This window comes from Helicobacter sp. MIT 01-3238 (assembly GCF_003364135.1).
GTDB lineage: Bacteria > Campylobacterota > Campylobacteria > Campylobacterales > Helicobacteraceae > Helicobacter_B.
This window is the reverse complement of sequence record NZ_NXLN01000010.1, coordinates 1-24248: the sequence shown is the minus strand read 5'-3', so window position 1 is coordinate 24248 and position 24248 is coordinate 1. Positions and strand designations below refer to the sequence as shown.

The following is a 24248-nucleotide window of genomic DNA, read 5'->3' as shown; positions in this document are numbered from 1 at the left end:
AAAAGCCAAGAATATAAAAACACAAATAAGGATTTTGTAAATGAAAAAACTTCACCAAGACACACTTCTAATCCACGGTGGTGAGTGCATAGATGCTACCACAGGTGCGGTAAATTTCCCTATTTATCAAACTTCCACTTATGCACAAGAATCACTAGGCAAGCACAAAGGCTATGAGTATTCGCGCACGGGCAATCCCACTAGAAGTGCGCTAGAGCGACTTATCGCCGAGCTAGAAGGTGGGGTAGCTGGCTTTGGTTTTGCTTCTGGTATGGCGGCTAGTAGCTGTGTGTTTAGCCTTTTTTCTCGTGGGGATAAAATCCTAATCTCAAGCAATGTCTATGGTGGGACATTCCGCGTGCTAGATAAGGTATTTGCGCGTTTTGGCATAGAGTATGAAATCATTGATATGCGTGATGAAAACGCACTAGAATCTAGCTTGCAAGGAGGCAAAAACCACATAAAAGCACTATTTTTAGAAACCCCTGCAAACCCTCTAATGACCGTTACTTCCATAGAGAGCGTGGCAAAAATCGCAAAAAAACACGAGGTTTTATTGATAGTGGATAATACCTTTATGACACCGTATTTGCAAAAGCCACTAGAGCTTGGAGCGGACATTGTGGTGCATTCTGCGACTAAGTATCTAGGTGGGCATAGCGATATAGTCGCGGGCTGCGTGGTGGTTGGGGATAAAGAGCTAGGAGAGAGAATCGCATTTTTGCAAAACTCTATCGGTGCGGTGCTTGCGCCATTTGATAGTTTTTTACTGATTCGAGGGATAAAGACTTTGGGCGTTAGAATGCAGCGACATTGTGAAAATGCGCTAAAAATCGCGCAATACTTGGAAGAAAATCCTGCCATAGGAAAAGTGTATTATCCATTGCTAGAATCAAGCGGGGATAAAGCTACCCAAGAATCCCAAGCACGCTGTGGTGGTGGAATGATAAGTTTTGAGCTAAAAGGTGGCTATGATTTTAAGACATTTTTACAATCCTGCGCTCTTATCCCACTAGCAGAATCGCTAGGTGGTGTAGAATCGCTTTTGTGCCACCCCGCAAGTATGACACACGCCTCTATCCCAAAGGAGATTAGAGAGAGTGTCGGCATAAAAGAAAGCCTTATCCGCTTATCAGTAGGCATAGAAAATGTCGATGATTTAATCGCGGATATACAAAACGCGCTAAACAAAAGCAAAATCTAAATCACACAAAAATCTATGCAAAAAGCATATATAAATCACAAAATAAGGATACAAAATGCTTATACACTCTATAACTCAAGCTGTGAGAGATACGCCACTTTTGGAGCTAGCACACATAAAAGTGCCAAATGGAAATAAAATCTATGGCAAATGCGAGTATGCAAACCCAGCAGGTGGGCTAAAAGACCGCACGGGAATCTATATGATAGAGCAAGCCCAAAAAAGTGGAATCCTAAAAGAAAATAGCGTGATAGTCGAAGCCACAGCGGGAAATACGGGGCTAGGGCTAGCCCTAGCTACGCTACACACGCCTTATCGGTTGATTTTGGTTATCCCAGAGCATTTTTCCAAACAAAAGCAATCCCTTATCCGCGCACTTGGTGCAGAAGTGATAAACACACCGCAGGAGCGGGGCATACAAGGCGCGCTTGATAAGGCAGATGAGCTACTCTCACAGATTCCAAACGCGCTTTCTCTAGGGCAGTTTGAAAACGGAGATAATCCAAAAGCGCATTATTTTCACACAGCGCGTGAAATCTACTCCGAGCTAAATGGAAAAATCGACTACTTCATCGCAGGTGCGGGTAGTGGAGGGAGTTTTAGCGGAATCGCAAAGTATCTAAAAGAGCAAAATCCTAGCATAAAAACGATGCTTTGCGACCCGCTAGGCTCGCATATCGGTGGGTTTGGCAAAGAAGATGAGGGTGTTTGCTCTCATATTGAGGGGATTGGCAACAAAACTACGCCAAAGACAATGGATAGCACTCTAGTTGATAAAGTGCTAAAAATAAGCGATACAGAAGCGATAGAGGGAGTGAAAATGCTCTCACTAAAAGAGGGTGTGCTAGCAGGAATCTCATCGGGTGCGTGCCTTATGGCTGCGCTAAAGCTCGCAAATGAAGTTTATGATTCTCATATTGTTACGATTTTTGCCGATAGACTAGAGAGATACATTGATGAGAGAGGTATTTTTTAGGGTGGGGTTTAGATTTTGCCTGATTTTGCTTGCTTAAAATTTGCTAGAAAAAAGTGAAGTTTTTAGCTTTTTTTACTTAATTGCGGATTTGTATTTCACACAAAAAGCCAAAAATACAAAAATAAGCGTTATCTAATCAAATATTTTTGTTTTTTTGGCACAAATTTTAGAGAGAATTTAGCCGTGAAAATAGAGTAATGAAAATAGAGTAATATAGAAAAAACTTTTAAGGAGAATTAAGAATGCAAGACACGCCAGAATTTGCCCAAATGCAAACGCTACTTTTTCCACTACTTGCCTGCGGGGTATTTGTCTTAGTTCATATTGTGATTTATTTTTTGCTTGTGCGCTCTATCTCTCATAGGCAGTGGCTATCTCGCGTGTATGCGTGCATATTGTGGGGAAATATGTTGCTTTGTATCGGCTATATGTGGATGCGCTCCTTTGCTATCGCTCCGCAATGGTTGTTTTTTGCTATGTCTATCTCGGTAGGCGTGGCGTTTTCTTTCCTTATCGCAGCATTTATCGCAGCATTTATCAATATCACATTATTTATCTTTCGCAAGCCACAGCACCTAACCACCAAAGTCAAGCGCACCATAGTAGCCCTCTGCTTTGTGTATAGTGGATATGCCTTGTATCACGGGCTAGAGCAGCCACTTATCAAGCGAGCAAGCCTTGAGCTAGAGGGATTAGAAAAACCCCTTAGGGTAGCCCAAATCAGTGATGTGCATATCGGTGGGCTTATCGATAGCACGCGCACAGCTCAAATCGTGCATTTACTAAATGGCGAAAATCCAGACATTATCGTTATCACGGGGGATTTTATCGACACAAAGCTAGAAAACGCTCTAGAGAGTTTGGATATTTTTAAGGCATTGAGGGCGAAATATGGCGTATATTATGTGCTTGGCAATCACGAGTATTTATACGATATAGATTCTATCATTGCTACGCTAAAAAACCTAAATATCACGCCACTTCTAAATGAAACGATGATAATTTGGCGCAAGGTAGAATCTAGCAAAAGAGAGAAAAAGCCATTTGTAAATTTATCGGGGATTACAGATTTGATGGGGAATCGTATGGGGATTTATCGCCCTGATTTTGCCGCTGCACTCGCACATAGAGAGATAGACATTCCTACGATATTTTTGACTCATCAGCCAAAAGCGATTGAATACCTAAACAAACATCAACTTGAAAGCATTGATTTTATTTTTAGTGGGCATACGCACGGCGGGCAGATTTTCCCTTTTTCTCTTGCTGTGTTGCTTCAGCAGCCGTTTTTAAAGGGTCTACACAAAATCGATGGTGGAGGATATATCTATGTAAGTCAAGGTGCGGGATTTTGGGGACCACCTATGAGGGCGTTTAGCGATGGCGAAATCGCCGTGTTTGACTTCATACCACCAAAATAATATACTCACTTCAATATTTAGCTTAAATAAGATACAATACTTCAGTTGTTGCTTTTAGTTGTATTGAGATTGGAGAGATTTCACTAAAAGCGACAAAATCAAAAAGTCAGCTACAAAGGATACAAATGCTAGATTCTCAAACGCCACCCAAAAATAGCCTAAAAGCCACCGCCACAAACGAAGTCAAAATCACGCGTTCGCTAAAATTTAGAAGCGATTTTGGCGAAGTAAGCTATGATGTGTATGAGCCTGTTTTTGCCCAAGAGTCCAAATCGCCTATATATCTTGCCCAAATCGCACACGGAATGGTAGAGCACAAAGGGCGATATGAGTGGGTGGCAAAAGAGATTGCCAAAAACGGCTTCATAGTCGCAGTAAGCGACCATAGAGGGCACGGCGATAGCACAAATGGCGATGAAATCACGCTAGGGTGTATGGGGGAGGATAGTTTCCAAAAATCTGCTTATGATTTATATAAACTCACTTGCTTGCTAAAAGAGCAATACAAACCTCAAAAAGTCGCTCTTTTGGGGCATTCTATGGGTTCTTTGCTTGCTAGGCGGTATCTTATGCTATATGGCGATAGCTTGGACGCGCTGATTTTGAGTGGCTCTCCTAGTGCTAGCAAGGAGCAAAAAGAGCTAAAATGGGGGATAAGGCTTGCAAAGCTGTTTTGCTTTTTCAATGCGGGGCAGCTCGGCGGAAAAGTGATAAACAAAATCCTTTTTGGTGGATTTAACAAACGATTTGCAAAGCAGGGGGACAAAACAGGGCTAGGCTGGCTATGCGCTGATGAAGCGGTGGTGCAGGGCTATCTCGCTGATGAAAAATGCCGTTTTCACTTTGATGCGCAGAGCTTTTTGCATTTGTTTGAGGGAATGCAAGAAGTCTATGGCGCGTATCCATATCCGCAAAAACCGCATTTGCCGATACTTTTTGTAAGTGGTAGTGATGATGCTAGCGGGGAGTTTGGAGCGGGCGTGCAGAGGGCTAGAGAGCATTTGCGTTTCCAAGGATTTGATGATGTGGAAATGCTACTATACAAGGGGGCTAGGCACGAAGTGCTAAATGAGCGTATAAAATCTCAAGTGCTAGAGGATATATTGCTATGGCTAAGCGTGAAAGGATTTTAAAAAATCTTAGATTTATAAATACTTTGTAGAAAATCCGTGCTTTTAATGTGCGGGGCTTGTTTTTGTCGCGTGTGCTAAAAGCTAGACTACCTCACAAAGCGAATGCCTAGCCCTATTCTATGCGCGTAGGAGTTGTATTCATAGAGAGTATATCTCCATAGCCTACAAAATACTGCATATACAATCCGTAATATTCATTTATTTTGTAAGTGTAGCTGGTGCGGAAATATGGTGTAGAGTGGCTTTTGGCAATGCTATAAGGTGGCTGCAAAACTCCTAGCAATCCACCTAAGCTAAAATCTGCCAAGTGATTACCATATCGCATATTTACCTTCGCTTCAAAGCTGCCTAAGTATTTGTAAATATCTAGGTTTTCTTTGTAAAATCTAGTCGGCACGAATGCCTCCATATCAAACCCCCAATGCTTGTTAGAAAATCTTGCCTTTAGGATAAATCTATCGCTTCCCCTACTTCTATCTGCCACACCACCTTGTGCTTTGTCTATCTCACCATTGCTGATATGCCGCCACCCAAAAGTGATTTCTGTAAGGCTAAATCTATCGCCTTGCTCAAAATCGCCTTTGTGTCGGTTTTTGTGGCGGTATGTAAGTAAAAATTCGGGCTGAAAGTCATTATCTCGCATAGGCGAGCTAGCTTTTTCATTAAAAAGCTGGAAATAAAATGTATTAGTAAAAGCAAGGTAGAAAATCCAATTTTGGCTAAAAAATTTTGGAATAATAGGTGCGCGAAAACTAATTTGTCCTTTTAGCTCCCCACGCAAATATTGTGGATTTCGCATTGGTGTTAGATTATAAACATACAAAAAGTATGTATCACGCCAATTTTCAATCCACAAAAACGCACTAATATCTTTAGGGCGAGGTATAGCATAAGGAGTAGAATCTGCAAAATTTCTAAAATCCGTGTAGTTTTGTTGTTTTGTAGGATTTGCAAAATCTATGGCGGAGCGTGGCGCAAAATCTGTGAGGTAGTCTGTGCTTGATTGTTTGCAAAAATCTGTGTGAGATGAGATAATGGACTTTGCGCAAAGTTTTGTATATTCTAAAGCTATAAGTATATTTATGCTAGCCGTTGTTATGATTGCTAAAATGACTAGGGATACTTTTGCACATAAGCGGGTGTGGCTTGGCTTTTTAAAGTCCCCCTCCCGCAGCACGAGTGGGGTTTGGGGGTGGGTATCTTTTGCATTAGAAAAAGCATAGAAAGATTCGTCATTACTAAAGAAACTACGGCTTCGCCTTGTTTTGCCACGCTCGCTTCGCTCGCTCGCAATGACGAAAATGCCATATTCACTAGCAGTTGTTGGCTTTACTTGAAGTGCGGAAGTGGTATCTACCCACCCCCTTACCCCCTCCGCAAAGGAGGGGGAACTGATTGATTCGCCACCACTTGCGCTAAGGGAGGGGGAATAAGTGGAATCGCCACCTGCAAGGGAGGGGGAACTGATTGGGTTGCACTCGTTTGCAATAGAATCAACTTTGTTATATTGTCCTGCATTTGCTTTGTCATATTGAGTTTTCGTAGAAACCGAAATATCCAAAGGATTTTGCACATTTGCGTTTGCATTTTTGGGTACTTCGCTTCGCTCAGTATGACAATCTAGTCGTGAGCTACTCTCTCTCTCTCTCTCTCGTTTAGGTGAAATTTTTGCATTGCAAGTCCTTTGCATCTTATGTATTGTAGAATCGCAAATTATATAAGACAAAAATATATCAATAGCTTATAAAACTATATGCGTTATTGTTTTTAAAGCACAAAAAGTTTGAAGCAAGATTTAGCAGGATTTTGATAAAAATCAAAAGCGATTGCCTAAAAAATATTTAAAAATTTCTAAGTGTAACTATTTGTAGCTTATTTATGAATTTTTGCGCTTTTATGGGGGCTTTGTAAGTCTTATTTTACAAAGTATTTTTATTTTTTATAGCATTATGAGAATCCCTGATTTTAAGCAAATATCGTTATCTGCGCAAGCTATAAAAATTCTCAAAAAGTGCTACATTATAGGAATAAAATAAGAAATTGTTTTATAATCATATCTTTGAATTTTTTTGGCATAATTCGCATACAAGATACAAAATTTAAGGAGTTTTTATGAGATTTTGTGGCTATAAGTCATTGGTATTTTTGAGTATGATTAGCGTATTTGCTAGTGGGATTGCACTCGCTGATAACACAAACAACACAACTGCAAACAGAGATAGCGGGGGGGGGGGGCGATTCTTGCGCCCAAATATGATTCCAAAGTGCAAGATTCAAACACTCCCGACACAAAGCCACAAAAATCAACAAAATCACAAGACTTACAGGCAAAAGATTTAGGCAAAGTAGTTGCCAAAGGCTACAAAGACGCAGGACTAGAATCTAGGGAGCGATACCAAAGCAGTGCGGGGGAAATCTCACGCAGTATGCTAGAGTCAAGCCCAAATGGAAATGGCGATATTACCTCTATCCTAAAGATTTTGCCAAATGTGCAGTATGACACAAGGCAAAATTCTAGCTCGACACCGGGCGAAATCAACCCTGCAAATATATCCATAAGCGGTGGGCTTTATTATCAAAATAATTTCCAAATCGATGGGTTTAATATGAATAATGACTTAGACCCTGCGGCAGGAAGCTATGGCAATTATAATCCCGTAGCTACTACCGCACTACCCGGGCAATCTCAAGGGCTAAATATCGACACTGCCCTGCTAGAGTCAATCTCTGTGCAAGATAGCAATGTAAGTGCGGCGTATAGTGGATTTACAGGTGGTGTGATAGAGGCAAAAACAAAAAGAGCTAGGAAAAAATTTGGCGCAAATATCAGCTACCAAATCTCACAAGGCAATGCAAATCCCAAAAACTTCAGCCTTACAAATTATCATATTTATGGTGGCGCAAATGGCGATGGGCTAAATAACTTTTTAGCCGCAGATGCCACAGGGGGACATCCGCAGTTTGTCAAGCACTCTATCCGCGCTAGCTTAGAATCCAAAATCACCCAAAAGCTAGGCATAGTCGCTAGCTTCACCACCACGCAGAGCTTTATCCCGCTAAATTCTGGCTCTAGCTCCTATCTAGCTGCCACGCTTGATGAGAAGCGCAAAACCCAAAAACGCCAAAACTACAACTACTTCTTAAAAGCAAGCTATGACATAACGGACAATCTAACACTAGAAGCAAGCTACGCTTATGCGCCAACTTATAGCAACTACTTCATAAGAAACACCAAAAATTCTAGCTTTGATATGCTGAGTGGCGGACACCAAGCGGGACTAAAAGCACTTTGGAAAAATAGGGCTGGATTTTTGGTAGCACAAAGTAATATAAACTATATGGATAGCTCACGGATAAATAGCGAGGTAAATTATCTAGGCTGGAGGGCAAGTGAGGAAAAAAACTGGACAAACAACTTACAAAGTGGCACGGTAAGTGAGGGCGGCTATGGCAATGTCGACACAAAGCAAATCAATTTAAATGTCAAAATAGCACAAGATTTTGAAACGCTAAGCCTAAAGGTGTGGGAAAATCGCTTCAGTATAGGGCTAGACTCTGGCTATGTAAATGCCTACTATGAGCGAATGGAGGATATGCTTTTTGGTGGGACTGCGTGGCTAGCTCCGCTAAGTGCGGGGCAGACTTGCCTAAGTGGGGATATATCTTGTAGTGCTTCAAAAGTGTATTATTCAAATGGTAATTGGGCAAATAATAATGGGCAGTATGCCTACCGACTAAGCTACTACAAGGCTGGGAAAATCTCGCTAGATTCACTAAACTTTGGCTCGTGGATAGAAGATGATATGAGGTTTGATTTGCATAAAGCAGGGGAGATAAATGCTAGGGTTGGCTTAAGGCTTGATTTTGATACATATATGAGCAAAGCTACGCTATCGCCTAGATTTTCGCTAAACTATGTCCTGCCGTGGAGTAAGTGGGGTAGGGGGAGAGATTTTGCTACGCAGCTTACATTTGGTGTATCTCGCTACTACGGACGCAATCTTTTTGCCTACCGACTAATGGAGGAGCGAAGCTCACTGCAATATAGCCTAGCAAGAAGTGATGCAACCAAATCGTGGCAACACGACATAATGGCAAATGAGGCAAACAAAAAAGCAAACTGCTACAATCAAAGTGATTGCTTTAGCCAAAACAAAAACGACACAAATTTCAAAAAAATGCGCGTGCCATACTCAAATGAGCTAATGGGCGGAATCGTGCAGCATCTCTACGCCCTACAAATAAGCGCGAAGTATATCTATCGTGGTGGTAGAGATGAAATCCGCAGAATGTGCCAAGCACCCGATGGCTCTATCAGCTCATATAATTGCGCTAGCAATGTCGCAGGGCTTACAAGCGATTTGCGCTATGTGTATACAAATGAGGGGCGAAGCGATACTGATGTGATAAGCCTAGCAGTGCAAAATCACAAAAGCCTAGATTTCGGTGGCGTGAGAAATCATATTTTATTTGCGTTTGATTGGAGTAATGTGCGTAGAAACTATGAGGACTACACTAGCTCTATCACGGAGGGCGAGCTAGCAAATGAGTGGATATACTACGGCGGGCAGGTAATCCAATACGCAAATCGCCCTGCGACAAACTTCACTCGCCCCTATACGATACGACTAAACACCACCACTAGCTTTCTCATTGGCAAATTTAAATGGCTGTGGAATAACTTTTTTCGCGTGCGAAGTAGCTACAATGCTATGGCAAGCATAGGCGAACGGACACAACGATTTACCGAAATAAAAGCACAATACCCCCAAATCACAGCTGCATTTGAAAAATATCGCGTGCCTGCTAGCTTTAATTGGGATATGAGAGTGGGGTTTGAAGTAGGCGTGTGGAAGTCAAACACGCTCTATGCAAATCTAGACATAATAAATGTCTTAGATAACCAAAATCTAATGATAGCTTCGGCTACTTATACCAATAGTGCGGGGCTAACTGCTGTGCCTGTATATGAGCTAGGTAGGCAGTTTTGGGTGCAAGTGGGATATAAGTTTTAGGATTTTTAGATTTTTAAGCCAAGTTTTGATTAAAATTTTAGATTTTCCACCATTTGTTTGTGTATGGTTTTGTGCTGCTTTTTTGATTTGTGTCTATTTCACTCTTATTTATTTCGCGTGCTTTTATTTCGTGTGTTCTGTCCTCCTCCCACAATGGCACAATCTCGCCAATCATCGGCGTAAGTAGCCCAAAATCTATCTTGCCATTTTTGCGTGCGTTTTCATAAAGTGTGCTTATGCTCTCTAGTGGTTCGCTCCATTTGTGAGTGGATAGCTTAAACTTCGAGTTGTGTATCGGCACGGCGACTTTTGTGTGCAAGTCAGCGCAGGCTTGCAAACTTTCATTTGGAAAAAGGTGGATTTTTGCCCACTGAAAGCTGTATTGCCCATTTTCGATGAAAGATATATCAAAGCCACCCATAGCCTCTCCTATGTCTTTGAAATGCTCTCCATATCCGCCATCTCCACTTAGGTAGATTTTTTTACTTTGATTTTTTAGGCATTCTATGCCATAGCTTGCCCAAAGAGTTTTGTTTGCGTCTATGAGAAATCTACCTGAAAAATGCCTCGTAGGGAAGCAGTGCAATCTCAAATGACTATCCAAATCTGTGCTTTCCCACCAGCCTAGCTCTGTGATATTTGCCTTTTTTATCCCCCATTTTTGCAGATATTTCCCCACACCAAGCGGGACAAATGCTTTTGTAATATCAAGTTTTTTTATAGTATTTTTGCTTAGGTGGTCGTAGTGATTGTGCGTGATGATGAGATAGTCTATGGGTGGCAAATCATTTGGTTTATAGATGTCTGCTCCACTAAAGGGCTTGCAAATGCGCCCAAAAGGGCTAGCTGCGCTACCCAAAATCGGGTCAACCAAAATCCGCTTCCCGCCTATCATAAGCAATATCGAAGAGTGCCCAAACCACACAAAGCTATCGTTTTTGGGCAGTGATTTTATGTCGTTTTTTATGCTTGGGATATGCACATCTTTTGGGTAGCGTAGGATTTCAAAAAGCGTGGATTTTTTGATTTTGGAATTTTTGTGCGGAGTGGTGAAATCTTTTGATTCTTTTGCCGTGCTGTGTGTCATTTGCTATCTAGTATTTTCTTAGATTTACCACTTCTCGCCTATGCCAAGCAGTAAGCAGCGGTTTATCTTTGGCAGTGCACATAGTGCATAAAATCTACCTTTTTGAATAGCTTGTGTGTTTGTATTTTGCCTAGTATTTTTAGTGTTTTGTGTATTTGGATTCGTGCCATTACCCCTTATGGTTTGCAAGTCGCTAAAATAGCGATTTTGGAAGTTTAGATGCACGCGCATAGCTTCATCACTTGCAAGCCTTGCATAGACGCTTACCCCACCTAGCTCGCTATATATAGGCTCGCTATCGACAAATCCTCGAAAAAACACAAGCGGTTTTTTGATTTTGCTTCTCTCACGCCAAGATAGTTTTTTATATACGCTATAATCAATAAGTGAATACCCTCTAAAGCGCAAAAAACTATTTTGCAAAGTGGCTTGCAAAATCTCTTTGTGTCGTTTTTCTAGATTTGCTTGGAAAAATCGCAAAAACTCATTTGCATCAGGCAAAGCCTCACTTGATTCATTATGAGGTGTTTCTCTTTTGCCAGATTTGTTTTTGGAAGTGCGCAAATATTCCTTTGGTTCTTGCACTTGTTGGCTAGATTTTGCACAGAGTGCAAAATCCCCACATATAAGCAAAGCACCAAACAAAATCCCTACAATCCCTGCCAAAATACTAAATGGCTGTAAAGTCGCATTATTCATTTTCTAGCACTTTTGGTTTTGAAAATCTATTAAGCGCGATTATGCCAATGAGAACAACGGCAAATACCGCTACTACGGCTAGGTATGAGTATTGTCCATATTTGTCAAAAAGCCCGATGATAAATTTTGAGCTATAAAACGCCACACTTCCTAGCAAACTAGCCCAAATCACACAAGAGAGTGCATTTAGTAGCAAAAACTTTTTGAAATTGTAGCGACTAACGCCGATTGCCACAGGGACTAAAAACTTGATTCCGTATAGGTATTTGTTTATAAAAATCAAGATAGAGCCGTATTTGCGTAGCCACAAGTGCATTAGCGCGATTTTTCTGCGATGCTTGCTAAGGTATTTGGCAAACTCTTTTTTCTCATAGCGCACCGCATATACAAGCATAGAGCTACCAAAAATATTGCCCAAAGTCGCTATAAGTATGCTTAGAGAAAGGCTCATCTGCTCTAGGCTGGAAAGCACGCCCGCTGCCAAAATCCCCACATATCCGCTACCCATACAATACAAAAATAGCACGATATATCCCCACGAATCAAAAGAATCCCTAAAAGAGTTGATTGTAGATTCCATTTTTTTTGCCTTTGTTGTTTGACTATTTATTTGATAAAATCTGCAATTTTCTAAAAATACGAAAAGGGATTATATCCACATAAAACCTACTTTACGCAAACTTCAAAAATACAAATAAAGAAAATCTTAAAAATTTATTGCAAAAATTTATTTCGCAAATTTTTATTTTGTATGTATAATTATTCTATTTTTGAGCAAGGAGATTGTGTAAGGGAGTTTATCAAAGCTAGAGTTGAGGGTTTGGCTTTATAATATTTTTGGTTTGGAAAAAGAATGCTTTTAAGGAATGAAAATGGATTTACCTCAATGGGAGCAAAGCAAATATAGCATACACAATGACGCTATTGATGCACAGCACAAGCAGCTTTTTGACATTGCTTATCGTGCGGGATTGCTTATCAACAAGCAAGCGGGTAGCGATGAAATAAAGCAGATTTTGTTTGAGCTATTTGAGTATATGAAAGTGCATTTTGCCGATGAGGAAGCCTATATGGAGAGCATCGGCTATCCCCACCTAGAGCAGCAAAGAGAATCCCACCAAGAAATCATAAGCAATATGACAAGCCTTATCCAAAATATCCGCTATGATTTTAAGCAAAAACTTGCCATTATCACGCAGGATTGGCTCATAGAGCATATTTTGAAAGAGGATATGCAAATAGAAAAATGGAGGGCTTCCCACCAAGAAGAAGCAAAGAAAAATCTAGAGCAACACAAAGAAATATTTCATATCTACACTTGTCAATGCCGAAAAGAATTTCACTTGCTTGATACGATTCACAAAAAAATCCAAAAAGGCAAGAGTTTTCATTGCAAATCCTGCGGGCAGGTGATAAAATTTGTCCGTGATGACAAAAAAGAACCCACACAATAAGCCTATAAATATACTTGCATAAAATGTGGCATAACGGTTGTGCCTAAGCAAAATTCAAGCGATAAGCAACTTACAATCAAACACAAGTCAAGTGTAAAGATAAGCAAAAAAAGCCAAAACCAAGTGAATAAGGCTAAGCCACAAAATAAACCACAAGTAAAATCCTGCCAAAATCTGCAAGTGATTTTATTTCACATTAAACACTTCTTAAACTCTAAGCTACTACAATAACGCCACACAATCTAAAAACGCAAAAAATGTGATAAAACTACAAAAAGCCTTAAAGCACTCCGCAATCTCACATAATAAGGAAATCTATGCTTCCCCTAGAATCCATACAAAAAGCTCATCAAATCATCGCTCCTGTGATTGAGCGCACGGCGTTTTCTTACGCACCTAGACTATCAAGCCTAACAAGCGCAAATATCTACCTAAAAAAAGAAAACTTGCAACGCACGGGGGCGTTTAAAATTCGTGGCGCGTTTAACAAAATCGCTCAAATGAGTGAGCAATCCCGCGCAAAAGGTGTCATCGCTGCAAGTGCGGGCAATCACGCTCAAGGCGTAGCCTACTCCGCGCGACATTTTGGGATACCCTCTGTGATTGTTATGCCTGAAGCCACACCACTTCTAAAAGTTTTAGCCACCAAAGAGCTAGGTGCTGAAGTCGTGCTAAGTGGGGATAACTATGATGAGGCTTATGCTAAGGCTTATGAGATAGCAAAGCAAAGGGATTTGAGCTTTATCCACCCATTTGCAGATGAGGAGGTGATGGCAGGGCAGGGGACTATCGCACTTGAGATGATAGAGGAGCAAGAGCTAGATTTTGTGCTTGTGCCTATCGGTGGTGGTGGACTTATCGGGGGAATCCTAAGCGCATACAAAGCCCTAAGCCCTCACACCAAAATCATAGGCGTGCAAGCAAAGGGAGCAAATGCTATGGCGACAAGTTTTTATGCCAAAAAAATCCAAAATTCTACTTCGGTTCGCACTATTGCAGATGGCATAGCTGTGCGCGATGTCAATGCGCTAAATTTTTCATATATTTGCGAGGGATTAAGCGCGATAGTTGAAGTAGATGATGAGGAAATCGCAAGTGCGATTCTCTACTTGCTAGAAAATCAAAAGCTAGTCGTGGAGGGAGCGGGGGCTTCTGGCGTGGCTGCCCTGCTTCATCGCAAGCTAGAAATCAAGCCAAATGAGCGTGTAGGCATAGTGCTAAGCGGTGGAAATATCGATGTAACTATGCTAAATCTCATTATCCAAAAAGGGCTTATCAAAACCCATAGACGCTTACAGCTACAAATCGTGCTTATGGACAAGCCCGGGGCACTCCAAAACCTCACTAGCATACTTGCAAGGGCAAATGCAAATATTGTCCAAACTGATTATGATAGGACTTCAATAAATCTAGCTTATGGAGATGTATATATCACGCTTGCTATTGAGACAAAGGGCGAAGCACACAAGCAGCAAATCTGCAAAGAGCTAAAAGCAAATGGATATGAATTTAGTGAGATTTTGTAGATTTTATGCACGATTTTAGGGGGTATCAATGCTTGCAAATATATCTCAAATATTTAAAAAACTATATTTATACATAGCTATTTGGGCAGAGGATTTCAAAAGAGCAGGGCGCAAGTATGATTTAGTCGATGTGGGATTTGGCTCTATATTGCTAGCAAGCCTATCTGCACTGCTTTTTATGATAAGCGAGATTTCTATCAGTGGCAAAGAGATAAACGCACTTTTATCAGCTAGGGATTCTCATTTATTTTCTTTTGTAGCACTTTGCCTTGAAATCTTTGGGAGCAATGATTACGCGCTTAGAGGGAGTTTTTTGGCACTTCATTGTGTAAATATGCTACTTATGTATAATCTTAGCCGTTTGTATCTCAAAAAGCCTAGCGATTCGTTGCTACTTATGGCGTTATACGCACTTTTGCCTGCGACAAATCTAAGCGCGATTTTGCTATATAAAAGCGGGTTTATTTTATTTGCTTTGTTGCTTATTTGCTATTTTCAGATGCGTTTTTCTCGCCCACCTTATATTAGCATTTTTGTTTTTGGTTTGCTAGATTTGGCTTTTAGTGCGGTGTTTGTAGCACTTTGTGCGTTTGCGATAAAAAAGCGCAAAACAAAGACATTTATCGCTTCGATTTTGGGATTTGGGATAAATATGTTTTTGTATGAGGAATCTATCGGTGGGATTCCAAAGGCGTATTGCTTGGATTTGCTAGGAAGTATTGCTATGCTTTTTTCGCCGTTTTTGTTTTTGTATTATGTCTATACGCTCTATGCAGCAGTGGCAAGGCGCAAAGAGGATTCTCTTATGGTGTATATCGCTACAAGCGGGCTTATACTTATGCTACTTTTGTCATTGCGCCAAAAGGTAGATATTACGCAATTCACTCCACTGCTTTTGGTGGGATTCCCTGTGCTAGCATTTGGATTTTTTAGCGATATTCGCTTGAGGCTAAAGCAGTTTAAAAGGCGATTTAGAATTCGTATGAGTTTTATCATAGCCACTTTGCTTTTAGAGACGATTTTGCTATTTGGCAACAAAATCACATATATTTTTTCATCTAAGCCAAATTTTGCCTATCCCTACTATGTGGCAAAAGACTTGGCAAACGAGCTAAAATCGCGCAATATACTTGCGATAAAAACGCAAGATTCTAGCCTTGCCTTGCGACTTGGGTTTTATGGTGTGGGTATGGGGAGTGGTGCTTGCCTTTATGAGAAAAAGCCAAAGGGATATAGAAGCGAGAGAATCTCCATAGAGTATTTTGGTGTGAGTGTGGCTAGCTATTTTTTGGTGCGACATAGTGGATGTCGTGTGTAGTCGCACTAAAATTTTCATCGCAAGAATTTATGAAAGAATTTTGCGTAAAAATCTTGTGGCAAAAATTTTTATGCAAAATCCTGCCAAATTTATCAAAAAGTGAAAAATGACTATGCGTAATTGTTTTAGCGTGCTTGAGCTTGTTTTTGGGATTGCGATTTTGGGGGCTTTTGTGCTTTTTGGCTTGCCACCAAAATCTAGCCAAGCCCTCCATAGTGCTGCTATCCATACTCTATCTCATATTCGCTATACGCAGCATTTGGCACTAAATGATTCGCTAGATTTTGCCACCATTGCACAGACTCAAACACTTACCAAAATGCACCCATCAATTAGCCCAAGCAAACTGCTAGAATCACACAAAAACTTTTGGCAAATCCAATTCCACCAAAGCGGAATCTACACCCCTCAAAGTTTTAGCATATATTTTGATACGCCTAGATTTGCCCCCACTACCGATAGAGACAATCAGCCAAGCGTGGGTGATATAATCGCTACAAGTGGCAAAAACAAGCGATGTCTATCAGGATATAGCAACATAAACATTTCCATAGAATGTCGCAACAACGCCGAAATAGCCGTTAGGCTAGGGGAGTATTTTGGTGTAGAATTTATCTCACTAGATTCCAATCCACACTGCCAAGAAATGGGGACTTTTCGCGTGAAATTTGATAGATTTGGCAAGCCCTATTGTGGCAAAGAAGCACTTGCCCTGCACGCCCCGCTAAAAATCACACTACACAAAAAAGGCTTTAGCAAATCAATATGTATCCACCCAAACACAGGCTATGCTTCTCTTTCTCATAATGGTGTGTGCTAGATAAAAATACGATTTTGTTAAAAAATCCTGCCGATTTAGATTCTAATTGCAAGATGAGAGGGTGTCTAGCAAAATCTATCGCTTGCCTTTGAAAGTTTTTCAATAGGTGTGGCAAAAGGGTGTAAGGATATGAAAGAAGTCAAAAAAGTTCCGTTTTTGGACTTGAAAGCGCAGTTTGTGGATTTGCAAAAAGCGGTGCTAAAGGGTGTAGAGAGCATTTGCAAAAATGCAGAATTCGTGCTAGGAAGCGCGGTAAGTGAGTTTGAGGAGAATTTCAGTAGCACGATTTTTGGCAAAGCACCCAAAAAACCCAAAGAAAAGCTAGATGAAGCCATAGAGGAGCTACTTCATAGTGCTTATAACAAAAACCACTGCGTAGGCGTAGGCAATGGCACTGACGCGCTACAAATCGCCCTAAAAGCCCTAGATTTGCCACCTCATAGTGAAGTGCTTATCCCTGCAAATACTTACTTTGCCTGCGCAGAAGCTGTGCTAAATGCGGGGCTAAACCTCGCAATAATTGATTGCGATGAAAATGGCGAATTTGTCATAAATAAAGAAAATCTAAGCCCAAAATCTAGTGCATTTATCGCTGTGCATCTCTATGGCAAAGTGCTTGATTTGGATAAGCTACGCGATTTTGCCAAAGAAAATTCTCTAGCGTTTATCGAGGACTGCGCTCAAGCGCACGGAGGAGTGGATAAGCAAGGGCGAAGTGTAGGGAGTGTGGGGGATATAGCGACATTTAGCTTTTATCCGGGCAAAAATCTAGGCGCGTATGGCGATGGCGGAGCGGTGCTATCAAAAGACATAAATCTAGTCAAAAAAGCTAGGCAAATCGCAAATCACGGACAGGAATACCAAAACGATGCGTTTGTAAAAAACCACCACATAGCACTAGGGTATAACTCAAGGCTAGATTCTATCCAAGCAAAGATTTTGACGATAAAGCTACCATTGCTAGAAACGCATAACGAATATAGGACAAGGGCTGCTAGGCGGTATTATTATAAGCTAGAATCTTTGGAGAAAAAAGGTTATCTAAAGCTACCACCTCTTAGCGAGCAGTGCGTATGGCATCTCTTTGTCATTGAGTGGCTTATGGAGGGGCAAAAGTGTAGGGATAGTTTGTGTGAATTTCTGCAAAAAAACGGTATAGAATGCTCTATCCACTATCCAAACGCACTTAGCGATATAGAAGTGCTACGAAATGATGAGAGAGTGCGGGTGCTACCCACTCCAAATGCTTCAAGGAGGGCAAAAACTATCATAAGCTTGCCGATGGGAGAGCACCTGCGCAACAAACATATTGAATACATTAGCGATAAAATCGAGGAATTTATCACTAAAAAATAATCTATCTAGCTTAAGCAAAGTGAGGGGATTCTTTATAAAGCAACCCATAAACCCGTCATTACTAAAGAAACTTCGCTTTTTGTTATTGCTAGATTTGCTTGCAAAGCAATCCACACGCCACTTCCGTCATTGTGAGAATCTGCGTTAGCAGATTCGTGGCAATCCACAAAAACAAAGATAGATTGCCACGCAAGTCTTGCGACTTGCTTGCAATGACGAAGTGGCATTTTTGGATTGCTAAAGAAACTTCGCTTCGCTTGTTTTACTAAAGAAGCCAAAGGCTTTCTAAAGAAACTGCGCTTCGCTTGTTTTCTAAAGAAACTGCGCTTCGCTTGTTTTCTAAAGAAACTGCGCTTCGCTTGTTTTCTAAAGAAACTGCGCTTCGCTTGTTTTTTGCTACGCTAACTTCGTTTGCTCGCAATGATATTCAATGCCACCTTACCCCGTCATTGCGAGAGAATCCGCAAGGATTCTCGTGGCAAGCCATTTTTGTGTTTAAGACATTGCAATAACTAGCAGAATGTTTTTTTTTTTTTTTGGATTTTGATATTTAGGATTTAAGAAGTAGAAAATACAAAGCGCGGAATTAAGCACAAAACTAAGAAATATGAAAATTTGTAAGGATTAAAGAAAGCACAAAATCTAGCCAAAGCCCAAATATTCCCCCTCCACTAAAAAATATTTACCCTCATACCCCCTATTTCATATCTCTATTTTTCGCGATGATACCCACAGTTGCTAGCAAGCAAATCCACCCCCAAAATCACAAAAATTATTGCCTAAATTATCGCGCCTTATTTCGCCACTATCGTGCGAGCACCCTCGTTTGAATACACCAAAAATCGCTTATTTTTACCTCTATATTTGTTTAGCGCACGAGCAAAGTCTGCCGTGTCTTTGATAGCTATGTCTTCTACTTGAGAGATAATGTCGCCTTGAGAAAATCCCGCCTCTTGCGCTGGGGAGTTTGGTGCGACATTGGTTACTATCACGCCTGATATGTCGCTTGGGATTCTGTATCTTTGGCGGATTTGGGCAGAGAGAGGCTCTACGCGCATTCCTTTTAGTGCACTTTTTTCATCGCTAGATTCTGGGATATTTACAGGTGCACTTTCATTTGCGCTTCCGTCTTTGCGCGTAGCAAGCGTAAGTGTGATAGTTTGAGGTTTGCCATCACGGATTATGCTTAGGGTTGCTCTCTCATTTGGTTTTAGCGCACCGATTAGATTTCGCAAGCTAGCAGAGTCTTTGACAGGCTTGCCATTTACTGCTGTTATCAAATCCCACACAAGTAGCCCTGCTTTGCGTGCGGGAGACTTAGGGTCGATAGAAATGACTACCGCACCTTGAGCGTTGCCGTAGTTTGAGCGTAGATTTTCGCTTATGTCTTGTGTGCCTACACCTATGTAGCCCCGCTGGATTCTACCCTCTTTGACAAGGGAGTTTGCCACTTCTTTTACCATATTTGCAGGGATAGCAAACCCCACTCCGTGATTGCCCCCTGTGCGTGAGAGGATAGCGGTATTCATACCGATTAGCGCACCGCGCGAGTCGATTAGCGCACCACCTGAATTCCCGGGATTGATTGAAGCGTCCGTTTGGATAAAGTTTTCATAAGCGTTGATTTGGATATTTTTGTTTATGGCTGAAACGATACCTTGAGTTACGGTCTCTCCCACACCAAATGGATTCCCAATAGCAAAGACTACATCGCCCACTGCGACATCATTGCTATCGGCAAATGGCACAAAAGGCAAGTTGTTTTTGCTGATACGAATCACGGCAATATCGCCGTCTTTGTCCGTGCCGACAAGGCTAGCAGTGTATTCTCTTGTGTCATTTGGAATCGTTACGATGATTTTGTCCGCGCCGTCTATTACGTGGTTGTTGGTGATGATATAGCCATCGTGAGAGATGATGACGCCACTGCCTAGAGAACGCTCTACCCTGTCTTTTGGGATTTGGCTATACATATCGCCAAAAAACTGCTGAAAAAACGGGTCGTTAAACATTGGATTCATAATGTTGTTTGCGACTTTTTTTTGCGTGGAGATATTTACTACGGCTTTGGTAGCCCTCACAATCGCATCGTGGTAAGAATACACCGTGTTTTTGTCATTCATAGGGTTTGCGCGTTTGGAGGCTTTGGGGGCATTTTGGATAGAGTAGGCTTGCAGTGAGGAAACACACACTACGCAAGCTAGTGCTAGAGTGGCAAAGTATGGAGTGGATTTTTTTGACATTTTGGATTCTCCTAGATTTTTTTGGATTTCTAAAGAAACTTCAAGATTTTGCAAAACGCTAGCAAAATCCTTGGCGAGATTTTGCAAATTTTACACCTGATTATTGTGTGCTAGCAAAGCAAATGCCAAATTGTAAAACGAAAATCTAAATATTTATAAAAATCTAGGTATTTTTGCAAAAATCACTTCTTGTGAGATATTCATACTTCAAATTTATCGTAGCACACTTTTTCCCTCGCTAGCGCGGAGGGGGCTAGGGGGGGGGTGGGTATAGGCTTTAAGGATTTTTGTGTAGGGTGGGTTTTTAGATTCCTAAGGCTTCGTCATTGCGAGCGAGCAAAGCGAGCGTGGTAATCCATAAAAAAGACATAGATTGCCACGACTTGACTTCGTCAAGTCTCGCAATGACGATTGGAATATGGACTACCACGATTCCACGCCCCTTAAGCGAAATCTCGCAATGACGGGAAAACCCACCCCCAAACCCCCTCCGCAAGGGAGGGGGTTTAAAGAAAAGCAAATACCCTCGTGCTAGGAGAGGGGGAAAAGAGTAGCAACTCCACATAGGGAGAGGGAATCTATGATATTACCCATCGATATAGTATGTCTTTTTCTTGGACTTTTTGGATTTTTTCTTGGGCTTGTCTTTTTTGGAGGATTTTTTGGACTTCTTGCCCTCAAGTATGGAGCGAGATACAGCGTTGCCGTCCTTGTCTTTGACATAGTCGCTCCCACCAAACCAATACGCGTATTTGAGGTTTAGTGTCGTAGTTACGCCATTAAACCACTGGCTTAGTGCGCTATCGTTACTTTTGTCAAATGTAGAAGCATAGAAAAGCCCATCATAGCCCAAACTTAGCTCGTGGTTTTTCTTTATAAGCCATATCAAATCAAAGCTTAGATTCCCATACACCACAGGCAAGGTAATCGTGCGCTTCTCATCATCAATAGTATTGCCGTATTTAAAGCTGCCAAGTTGTGGTGTGTTTAGGACATTATATCTCACACCTACTTTTAGATTTGTGCGAAATGTATTGCCCCACATTTTGTAGTAGCGCACAGCTGCACTTATCTGTGGCAAGTGCCATAGTATCGCTCCGTAGTATTCATTCGCACCGATAGGGTATAGTGGCGTAGTGTCTGTTTGTATAGTTGGCTTTATGAGTTTTGTCGCTACGGAAGATAGCACATCATAGCTTAGTCCCACTTCAGGTGCTACATAGCTATTTCGCTTAAACTGATAGAATGTAATCCCACCTTTTACTTCCCCGCCCACACTCCACATTAGCGGGATTTTGCTTTTTGTTCTATCACTATCTACTTCTATGATATTTGTCCTACCACCTGCTTCTAGCCTAAACTGCGGCAAATCCACCCCACCGCGAATAGTTGCTTTGATAAACCCCTCCCACACCTTAGAAGTAACTGCGAAAGTTTTAAAGTAGTTTAGCCCTGCTTGAAGTGAGTTTGTCTGCACTCGTGTGGGTGCTCCTATTGATTGTGTATCGGTGCTTACAAATTCATACCCCACATATCCGCCAAATATCCCCGCACTGCGCAGATTTCGCTGAATACCAAAAATCGCACCCCCAGCCCACTCTAGCGCGTTTGACACACCCATATCGACATAGCTATTTGCTCCATAAGGTAGCGCGAAAAATCTCCAATCCCTGCGCCCGGTGTATGGGATAAATATCGCATCTAGTTGGTCGATAAGCTCAAAGTTGTTATAGCCTTTTTCCAAGTCCTGTCCCTTGCTTTGCTGCAGGGTAAGTCTTGCCATTTTTTCACGCACTTTGTCGATTTTACCCTCCGTTTTGCGTCTAGTTTTTGAGAATCTCACACTTTTGTTCGTTAGTCTCGCCATATCGTATTGGAGCAATCTTAGCTCTACTTCTTGGTTGTAGTAGTTGTCGCTATGAAATGTCTTTGTCGTCATCGTATCTAGGATATTTTGAGTCATCGCATTTCTGCGCATATAGCTTAGGGCAAGCGCGCGATAGACATCAGTGATATATGCTTGGCTACCATTTGCCCTTAGGCGAAAAGCACTAGCTTGGTTTGTCCACACTATCTCTGCACCTCTACCTGCGGTTACATTGCGCTGTCTAAGAGAAGTGCCGATACCCGTAGTCCCCGATACCACTAGATTTTTTAGCTCATATATCGTATCTCTACTGATATTATCCCCTAGATTGATAGTAATAGCATTTGATGAAGCACCCATACATTTAGCTTCATTACAACCACCACTGATTGAGATTCTCTGTCCATCATTATTTGCATTATTTTCTGTCAATTTATTCCAGCTATCCCCGCTATTTATCGTTACTGAAGCACCATATATCAGTAGCGTATTTACAGTAGCACCTATTCGGTAGTCAAGCAAGGGGGTTGTGTTATCTGCGCTTCCTAGATATAGTGTGCCGATAGTGCCATTTCCACTTATAGAGCCAACAGAGCTTGGCTTTATGCCATCTACACCTGCTATCCCAAGAGTAGTTATTGTGCCTCCATTGACATTGACATTGCCCACGCTAGAGCCATCAGTTACATTGATAGTTCGTATCGTGCCTCCATTTGCGTTTATGGTGTTTATCCCCACACCACCTTTTAGCTCCAAATAATAAAGCGTGCCAGAAGTGTTTGTGATAGTGTTTATACTAGAGCCATAGCCCACTCTTAGATTCCCTATAAATCCGCTATTTGTGATAGTGTTTACTTTCGCGCTATTGATATTTAGGTCGTTCATATTTGCGCTAGTTTTGTTGTCTATGGTGTTTATGCTTGCACCGTCTGTTATGTTTACGGTATAGACGGTTTGCGCTTCGTTGGTAAATGTCCCTATGGTAGAGTAGTTTCCAATAGATACGGATTGGAATATCCCTTTTGCGTCCCCGTCCCAATTTCTCCCACCACCCACAGGAGTTGTTGTGTTGCTTTTTATGGTTAGCCCTGCCATATCTGCTTTTGCGATAGTAGATACGGTTACCCAAGTCCTACCCTGCGCATCGATTACAAAAGTTTTGTCCGCCGCACTTAGTTGCCCAAACTCCACCTTTTTGTAATACCCTGAGCCATAGTCCATATTTGCACCCTGCCAAGTTTTGCCATTGGTCCTGTTAAACTCTACCAAAATTTGGTCTGTGCCTCCACCGATAGTAAGCCTCTCACTCGCGCTACCAAACTGGATAATCGTATCCCAATAGTAGTTTGTCTGATAGTATCCATATAGATGATTGCCTTTCGTGCTTAGCTCGGCATTTGTCGCTGTGCCTGTGCAGGTGTAGATTTGCTTCACGCCTTTTGCATTTGTCGTGCCTGAAGTGTATTCATCTAGTGTCGTTCGGCAGTTTACCGCCGCTGCGACTATGTCTAGGGCTACTCCTGTAAGTGCTACGCTTGCGATGAGGGATAGTGCTAGTTTGCGCGGTTTTTTGTTTTTGTCGCCATTTGAGAATTTTGCAATTTTAAAAGCCCCCTCCCTTGCGGAGGGGGTTTGGGGGTGGGTGTCTTTTGCATTGGAAAAAGCATAGAAAGATTTGTCATTGCGAGGCAGTGGCGAAGCCACAACGAAGCAATCCATTTCTTTTTTATGGATTGCCGCGCTTGCTACGCTCGCTCGCAATGACGAAGTGCTACCTTTGCTAGCAGTTGCTGACTTTGTTTGAAAAGCAGAGGTGGGATTTACCCACCCCCTAGCCCCCTCCGCAAGGGAGGGGGAACTGATTGGGTTGCACTCGCTTGCAATAGAATCAACTTTGTTATATTGTCCTGCATTTGCTTTGTCATATTGAGGTTTTGCAAAAACCGAAATATCTCTATTAGATTCTATGCGAGATTCTACTTGAGATACTTCGCTTTGCCCAGTATGACAAATTAAGCGCGAACTACTCTCTCTCTCTCTCTCTCTCTCGTTTGGTTATCGTGCTATTGATGATAGAAACTTGTCTAATGCCCTGCTTCATTTTGACTCCTTAAAGATGACTGCCAAAC

The 24248-nt window shown here is 41.6% G+C and carries 20 protein-coding genes; 13 read left to right on the top strand and 7 right to left on the bottom strand.

Going from position 1 to position 24248, the window contains the following annotated elements; translation table 11 throughout:
* The first annotated feature begins 40 nt into the window (after nt 1–40).
* The 4 genes from CQA40_RS04765 to CQA40_RS04750 all read left to right on the top strand — a co-directional run bounded on the left by CQA40_RS04765 (nt 41) and on the right by CQA40_RS04750 (nt 4734).
* Nucleotides 41–1204 carry a PLP-dependent aspartate aminotransferase family protein gene (locus CQA40_RS04765; protein ID WP_115519781.1) on the top strand — a complete coding sequence of 388 codons (1164 nt, stop codon included), beginning with the start codon at nt 41–43 and terminating at the stop codon, nt 1202–1204.
* Nucleotides 1205–1259: 55 nt separating this feature from the next.
* Entirely contained in the window at nt 1260–2180 is a 921-nt protein-coding gene (locus CQA40_RS04760; protein ID WP_115519780.1) for a PLP-dependent cysteine synthase family protein, read from the top strand.
* 242 nt (nt 2181–2422) lie between these two features.
* Nucleotides 2423–3601, top strand: coding sequence for a metallophosphoesterase (locus tag CQA40_RS04755; RefSeq protein ID WP_023927755.1), 1179 nt, complete (start codon nt 2423–2425; stop codon nt 3599–3601).
* Nucleotides 3602–3726: 125 nt separating this feature from the next.
* Nucleotides 3727–4734 carry an alpha/beta fold hydrolase gene (locus tag CQA40_RS04750; RefSeq protein WP_115519779.1) on the top strand — a complete coding sequence of 336 codons (1008 nt, stop codon included), beginning with the start codon at nt 3727–3729 and terminating at the stop codon, nt 4732–4734.
* Between the two features lie 112 nt (nt 4735–4846).
* On the opposite strand, the gene CQA40_RS04745 is transcribed toward CQA40_RS04750, so the two are convergent.
* Entirely contained in the window at nt 4847–6424 is a 1578-nt protein-coding gene (locus tag CQA40_RS04745) for a phospholipase A (RefSeq protein ID WP_115519778.1), read from the bottom strand.
* A 422-nt stretch (nt 6425–6846) separates the two neighbouring features.
* On the opposite strand from CQA40_RS04745, the gene CQA40_RS10870 reads away from it, so the two are divergent.
* Both CQA40_RS10870 and CQA40_RS04740 read left to right on the top strand, forming a co-directional pair.
* A complete protein-coding gene (locus tag CQA40_RS10870) occupies nt 6847–7074 on the top strand; it encodes a hypothetical protein (RefSeq protein WP_147290163.1) in 228 nt (75 codons plus the stop codon).
* A complete protein-coding gene (locus CQA40_RS04740) occupies nt 6999–9749 on the top strand; it encodes a TonB-dependent receptor plug domain-containing protein (protein WP_115519777.1) in 2751 nt (916 codons plus the stop codon). Before CQA40_RS10870 ends, CQA40_RS04740 begins: the two co-directional genes overlap by 76 nt.
* A gap of 37 nt (nt 9750–9786) precedes the next feature.
* Here CQA40_RS04740 and CQA40_RS04735 read toward each other — a convergent pair whose 3' ends face one another.
* Genes CQA40_RS04735 through CQA40_RS04725 form a run of 3 tightly spaced genes read right to left on the bottom strand, consistent with a single transcriptional unit; the run spans nt 9787 to nt 12115 of the window.
* On the bottom strand, nt 9787–10836 hold the full coding sequence (locus CQA40_RS04735) for an MBL fold metallo-hydrolase (protein WP_115519776.1): 1050 nt from the start codon (nt 10834–10836) through the stop codon (nt 9787–9789).
* Nucleotides 10837–10860: 24 nt separating this feature from the next.
* Nucleotides 10861–11535, bottom strand: a complete 675-nt coding sequence (locus CQA40_RS04730) for a hypothetical protein (RefSeq protein WP_115519775.1) — start codon at nt 11533–11535, stop codon at nt 10861–10863.
* On the bottom strand, nt 11528–12115 hold the full coding sequence (locus CQA40_RS04725; RefSeq protein ID WP_115519774.1) for a DedA family protein: 588 nt from the start codon (nt 12113–12115) through the stop codon (nt 11528–11530). Before CQA40_RS04725 ends, CQA40_RS04730 begins: the two co-directional genes overlap by 8 nt.
* 292 nt (nt 12116–12407) lie before the next feature.
* On the opposite strand from CQA40_RS04725, the gene CQA40_RS04720 reads away from it, so the two are divergent.
* The 5 genes from CQA40_RS04720 (at nt 12408) to CQA40_RS04700 (ending at nt 18009) form a co-directional block, all read left to right on the top strand.
* Nucleotides 12408–12989: a hemerythrin family protein gene (locus tag CQA40_RS04720; RefSeq protein WP_115519773.1), complete on the top strand. Its 582-nt coding sequence runs from the start codon at nt 12408–12410 to the stop codon at nt 12987–12989.
* 317 nt (nt 12990–13306) lie between these two features.
* The gene (gene ilvA, locus CQA40_RS04715; protein WP_115519772.1) at nt 13307–14515 is read left to right on the top strand and encodes a threonine ammonia-lyase; all 1209 of its coding nucleotides are present in this window, start codon (nt 13307–13309) and stop codon (nt 14513–14515) included.
* A 28-nt stretch (nt 14516–14543) separates the two neighbouring features.
* Nucleotides 14544–15833 carry a hypothetical protein gene (locus CQA40_RS04710; RefSeq protein WP_115519771.1) on the top strand — a complete coding sequence of 430 codons (1290 nt, stop codon included), beginning with the start codon at nt 14544–14546 and terminating at the stop codon, nt 15831–15833.
* A 106-nt stretch (nt 15834–15939) separates the two neighbouring features.
* Nucleotides 15940–16653: a hypothetical protein gene (locus tag CQA40_RS04705; protein WP_115519770.1), complete on the top strand. Its 714-nt coding sequence runs from the start codon at nt 15940–15942 to the stop codon at nt 16651–16653.
* Nucleotides 16654–16782: 129 nt separating this feature from the next.
* On the top strand, nt 16783–18009 hold the full coding sequence (locus CQA40_RS04700) for a DegT/DnrJ/EryC1/StrS aminotransferase family protein (RefSeq protein WP_115519769.1): 1227 nt from the start codon (nt 16783–16785) through the stop codon (nt 18007–18009).
* Nucleotides 18010–18041: 32 nt separating this feature from the next.
* On the opposite strand, the gene CQA40_RS04695 is transcribed toward CQA40_RS04700, so the two are convergent.
* A complete protein-coding gene (locus tag CQA40_RS04695) occupies nt 18042–18287 on the bottom strand; it encodes a hypothetical protein (RefSeq protein WP_147290162.1) in 246 nt (81 codons plus the stop codon).
* Nucleotides 18288–18314: 27 nt separating this feature from the next.
* On the opposite strand from CQA40_RS04695, the gene CQA40_RS11415 reads away from it, so the two are divergent.
* Complete coding sequence (locus CQA40_RS11415; RefSeq protein WP_147290161.1) at nt 18315–18521, top strand: hypothetical protein; 207 nt, start codon at nt 18315–18317, stop codon at nt 18519–18521.
* Between the two features lie 282 nt (nt 18522–18803).
* Here CQA40_RS11415 and CQA40_RS04690 read toward each other — a convergent pair whose 3' ends face one another.
* Nucleotides 18804–20252, bottom strand: coding sequence for a Do family serine endopeptidase (locus CQA40_RS04690; protein WP_115519817.1), 1449 nt, complete (start codon nt 20250–20252; stop codon nt 18804–18806).
* Between the two features lie 326 nt (nt 20253–20578).
* On the opposite strand from CQA40_RS04690, the gene CQA40_RS11085 reads away from it, so the two are divergent.
* Nucleotides 20579–20716 carry a hypothetical protein gene (locus CQA40_RS11085; protein ID WP_181882834.1) on the top strand — a complete coding sequence of 46 codons (138 nt, stop codon included), beginning with the start codon at nt 20579–20581 and terminating at the stop codon, nt 20714–20716.
* A 122-nt stretch (nt 20717–20838) separates the two neighbouring features.
* Here CQA40_RS11085 and CQA40_RS04685 read toward each other — a convergent pair whose 3' ends face one another.
* Entirely contained in the window at nt 20839–23880 is a 3042-nt protein-coding gene (locus CQA40_RS04685; RefSeq protein WP_115519767.1) for a hypothetical protein, read from the bottom strand.
* Between the last annotated feature and the right edge of the window lie 368 nt (nt 23881–24248).

What these genes read in the sequence shown, in the direction of transcription:
- CQA40_RS04765 (WP_115519781.1), top strand. Translation starts at nt 41, where the DNA reads ATGAAAAAACTTCACCAAGACACACTTCTAATCCACGGTGGTGAGTGC.
- CQA40_RS04760 (WP_115519780.1), top strand. Translation starts at nt 1,260, where the DNA reads ATGCTTATACACTCTATAACTCAAGCTGTGAGAGATACGCCACTTTTG.
- CQA40_RS04755 (WP_023927755.1), top strand. Translation starts at nt 2,423, where the DNA reads ATGCAAGACACGCCAGAATTTGCCCAAATGCAAACGCTACTTTTTCCA.
- CQA40_RS04750 (WP_115519779.1), top strand. Translation starts at nt 3,727, where the DNA reads ATGCTAGATTCTCAAACGCCACCCAAAAATAGCCTAAAAGCCACCGCC.
- CQA40_RS04745 (WP_115519778.1), bottom strand. Translation starts at nt 6,424, where the DNA reads ATGCAAAGGACTTGCAATGCAAAAATTTCACCTAAACGAGAGAGAGAG.
- CQA40_RS10870 (WP_147290163.1), top strand. Translation starts at nt 6,847, where the DNA reads ATGAGATTTTGTGGCTATAAGTCATTGGTATTTTTGAGTATGATTAGC.
- CQA40_RS04735 (WP_115519776.1), bottom strand. Translation starts at nt 10,836, where the DNA reads ATGACACACAGCACGGCAAAAGAATCAAAAGATTTCACCACTCCGCAC.
- CQA40_RS04730 (WP_115519775.1), bottom strand. Translation starts at nt 11,535, where the DNA reads ATGAATAATGCGACTTTACAGCCATTTAGTATTTTGGCAGGGATTGTA.
- CQA40_RS04725 (WP_115519774.1), bottom strand. Translation starts at nt 12,115, where the DNA reads ATGGAATCTACAATCAACTCTTTTAGGGATTCTTTTGATTCGTGGGGA.
- CQA40_RS04720 (WP_115519773.1), top strand. Translation starts at nt 12,408, where the DNA reads ATGGATTTACCTCAATGGGAGCAAAGCAAATATAGCATACACAATGAC.
- ilvA (WP_115519772.1), top strand. Translation starts at nt 13,307, where the DNA reads ATGCTTCCCCTAGAATCCATACAAAAAGCTCATCAAATCATCGCTCCT.
- CQA40_RS04710 (WP_115519771.1), top strand. Translation starts at nt 14,544, where the DNA reads ATGCTTGCAAATATATCTCAAATATTTAAAAAACTATATTTATACATA.
- CQA40_RS04705 (WP_115519770.1), top strand. Translation starts at nt 15,940, where the DNA reads ATGACTATGCGTAATTGTTTTAGCGTGCTTGAGCTTGTTTTTGGGATT.
- CQA40_RS04700 (WP_115519769.1), top strand. Translation starts at nt 16,783, where the DNA reads ATGAAAGAAGTCAAAAAAGTTCCGTTTTTGGACTTGAAAGCGCAGTTT.
- CQA40_RS04690 (WP_115519817.1), bottom strand. Translation starts at nt 20,252, where the DNA reads ATGTCAAAAAAATCCACTCCATACTTTGCCACTCTAGCACTAGCTTGC.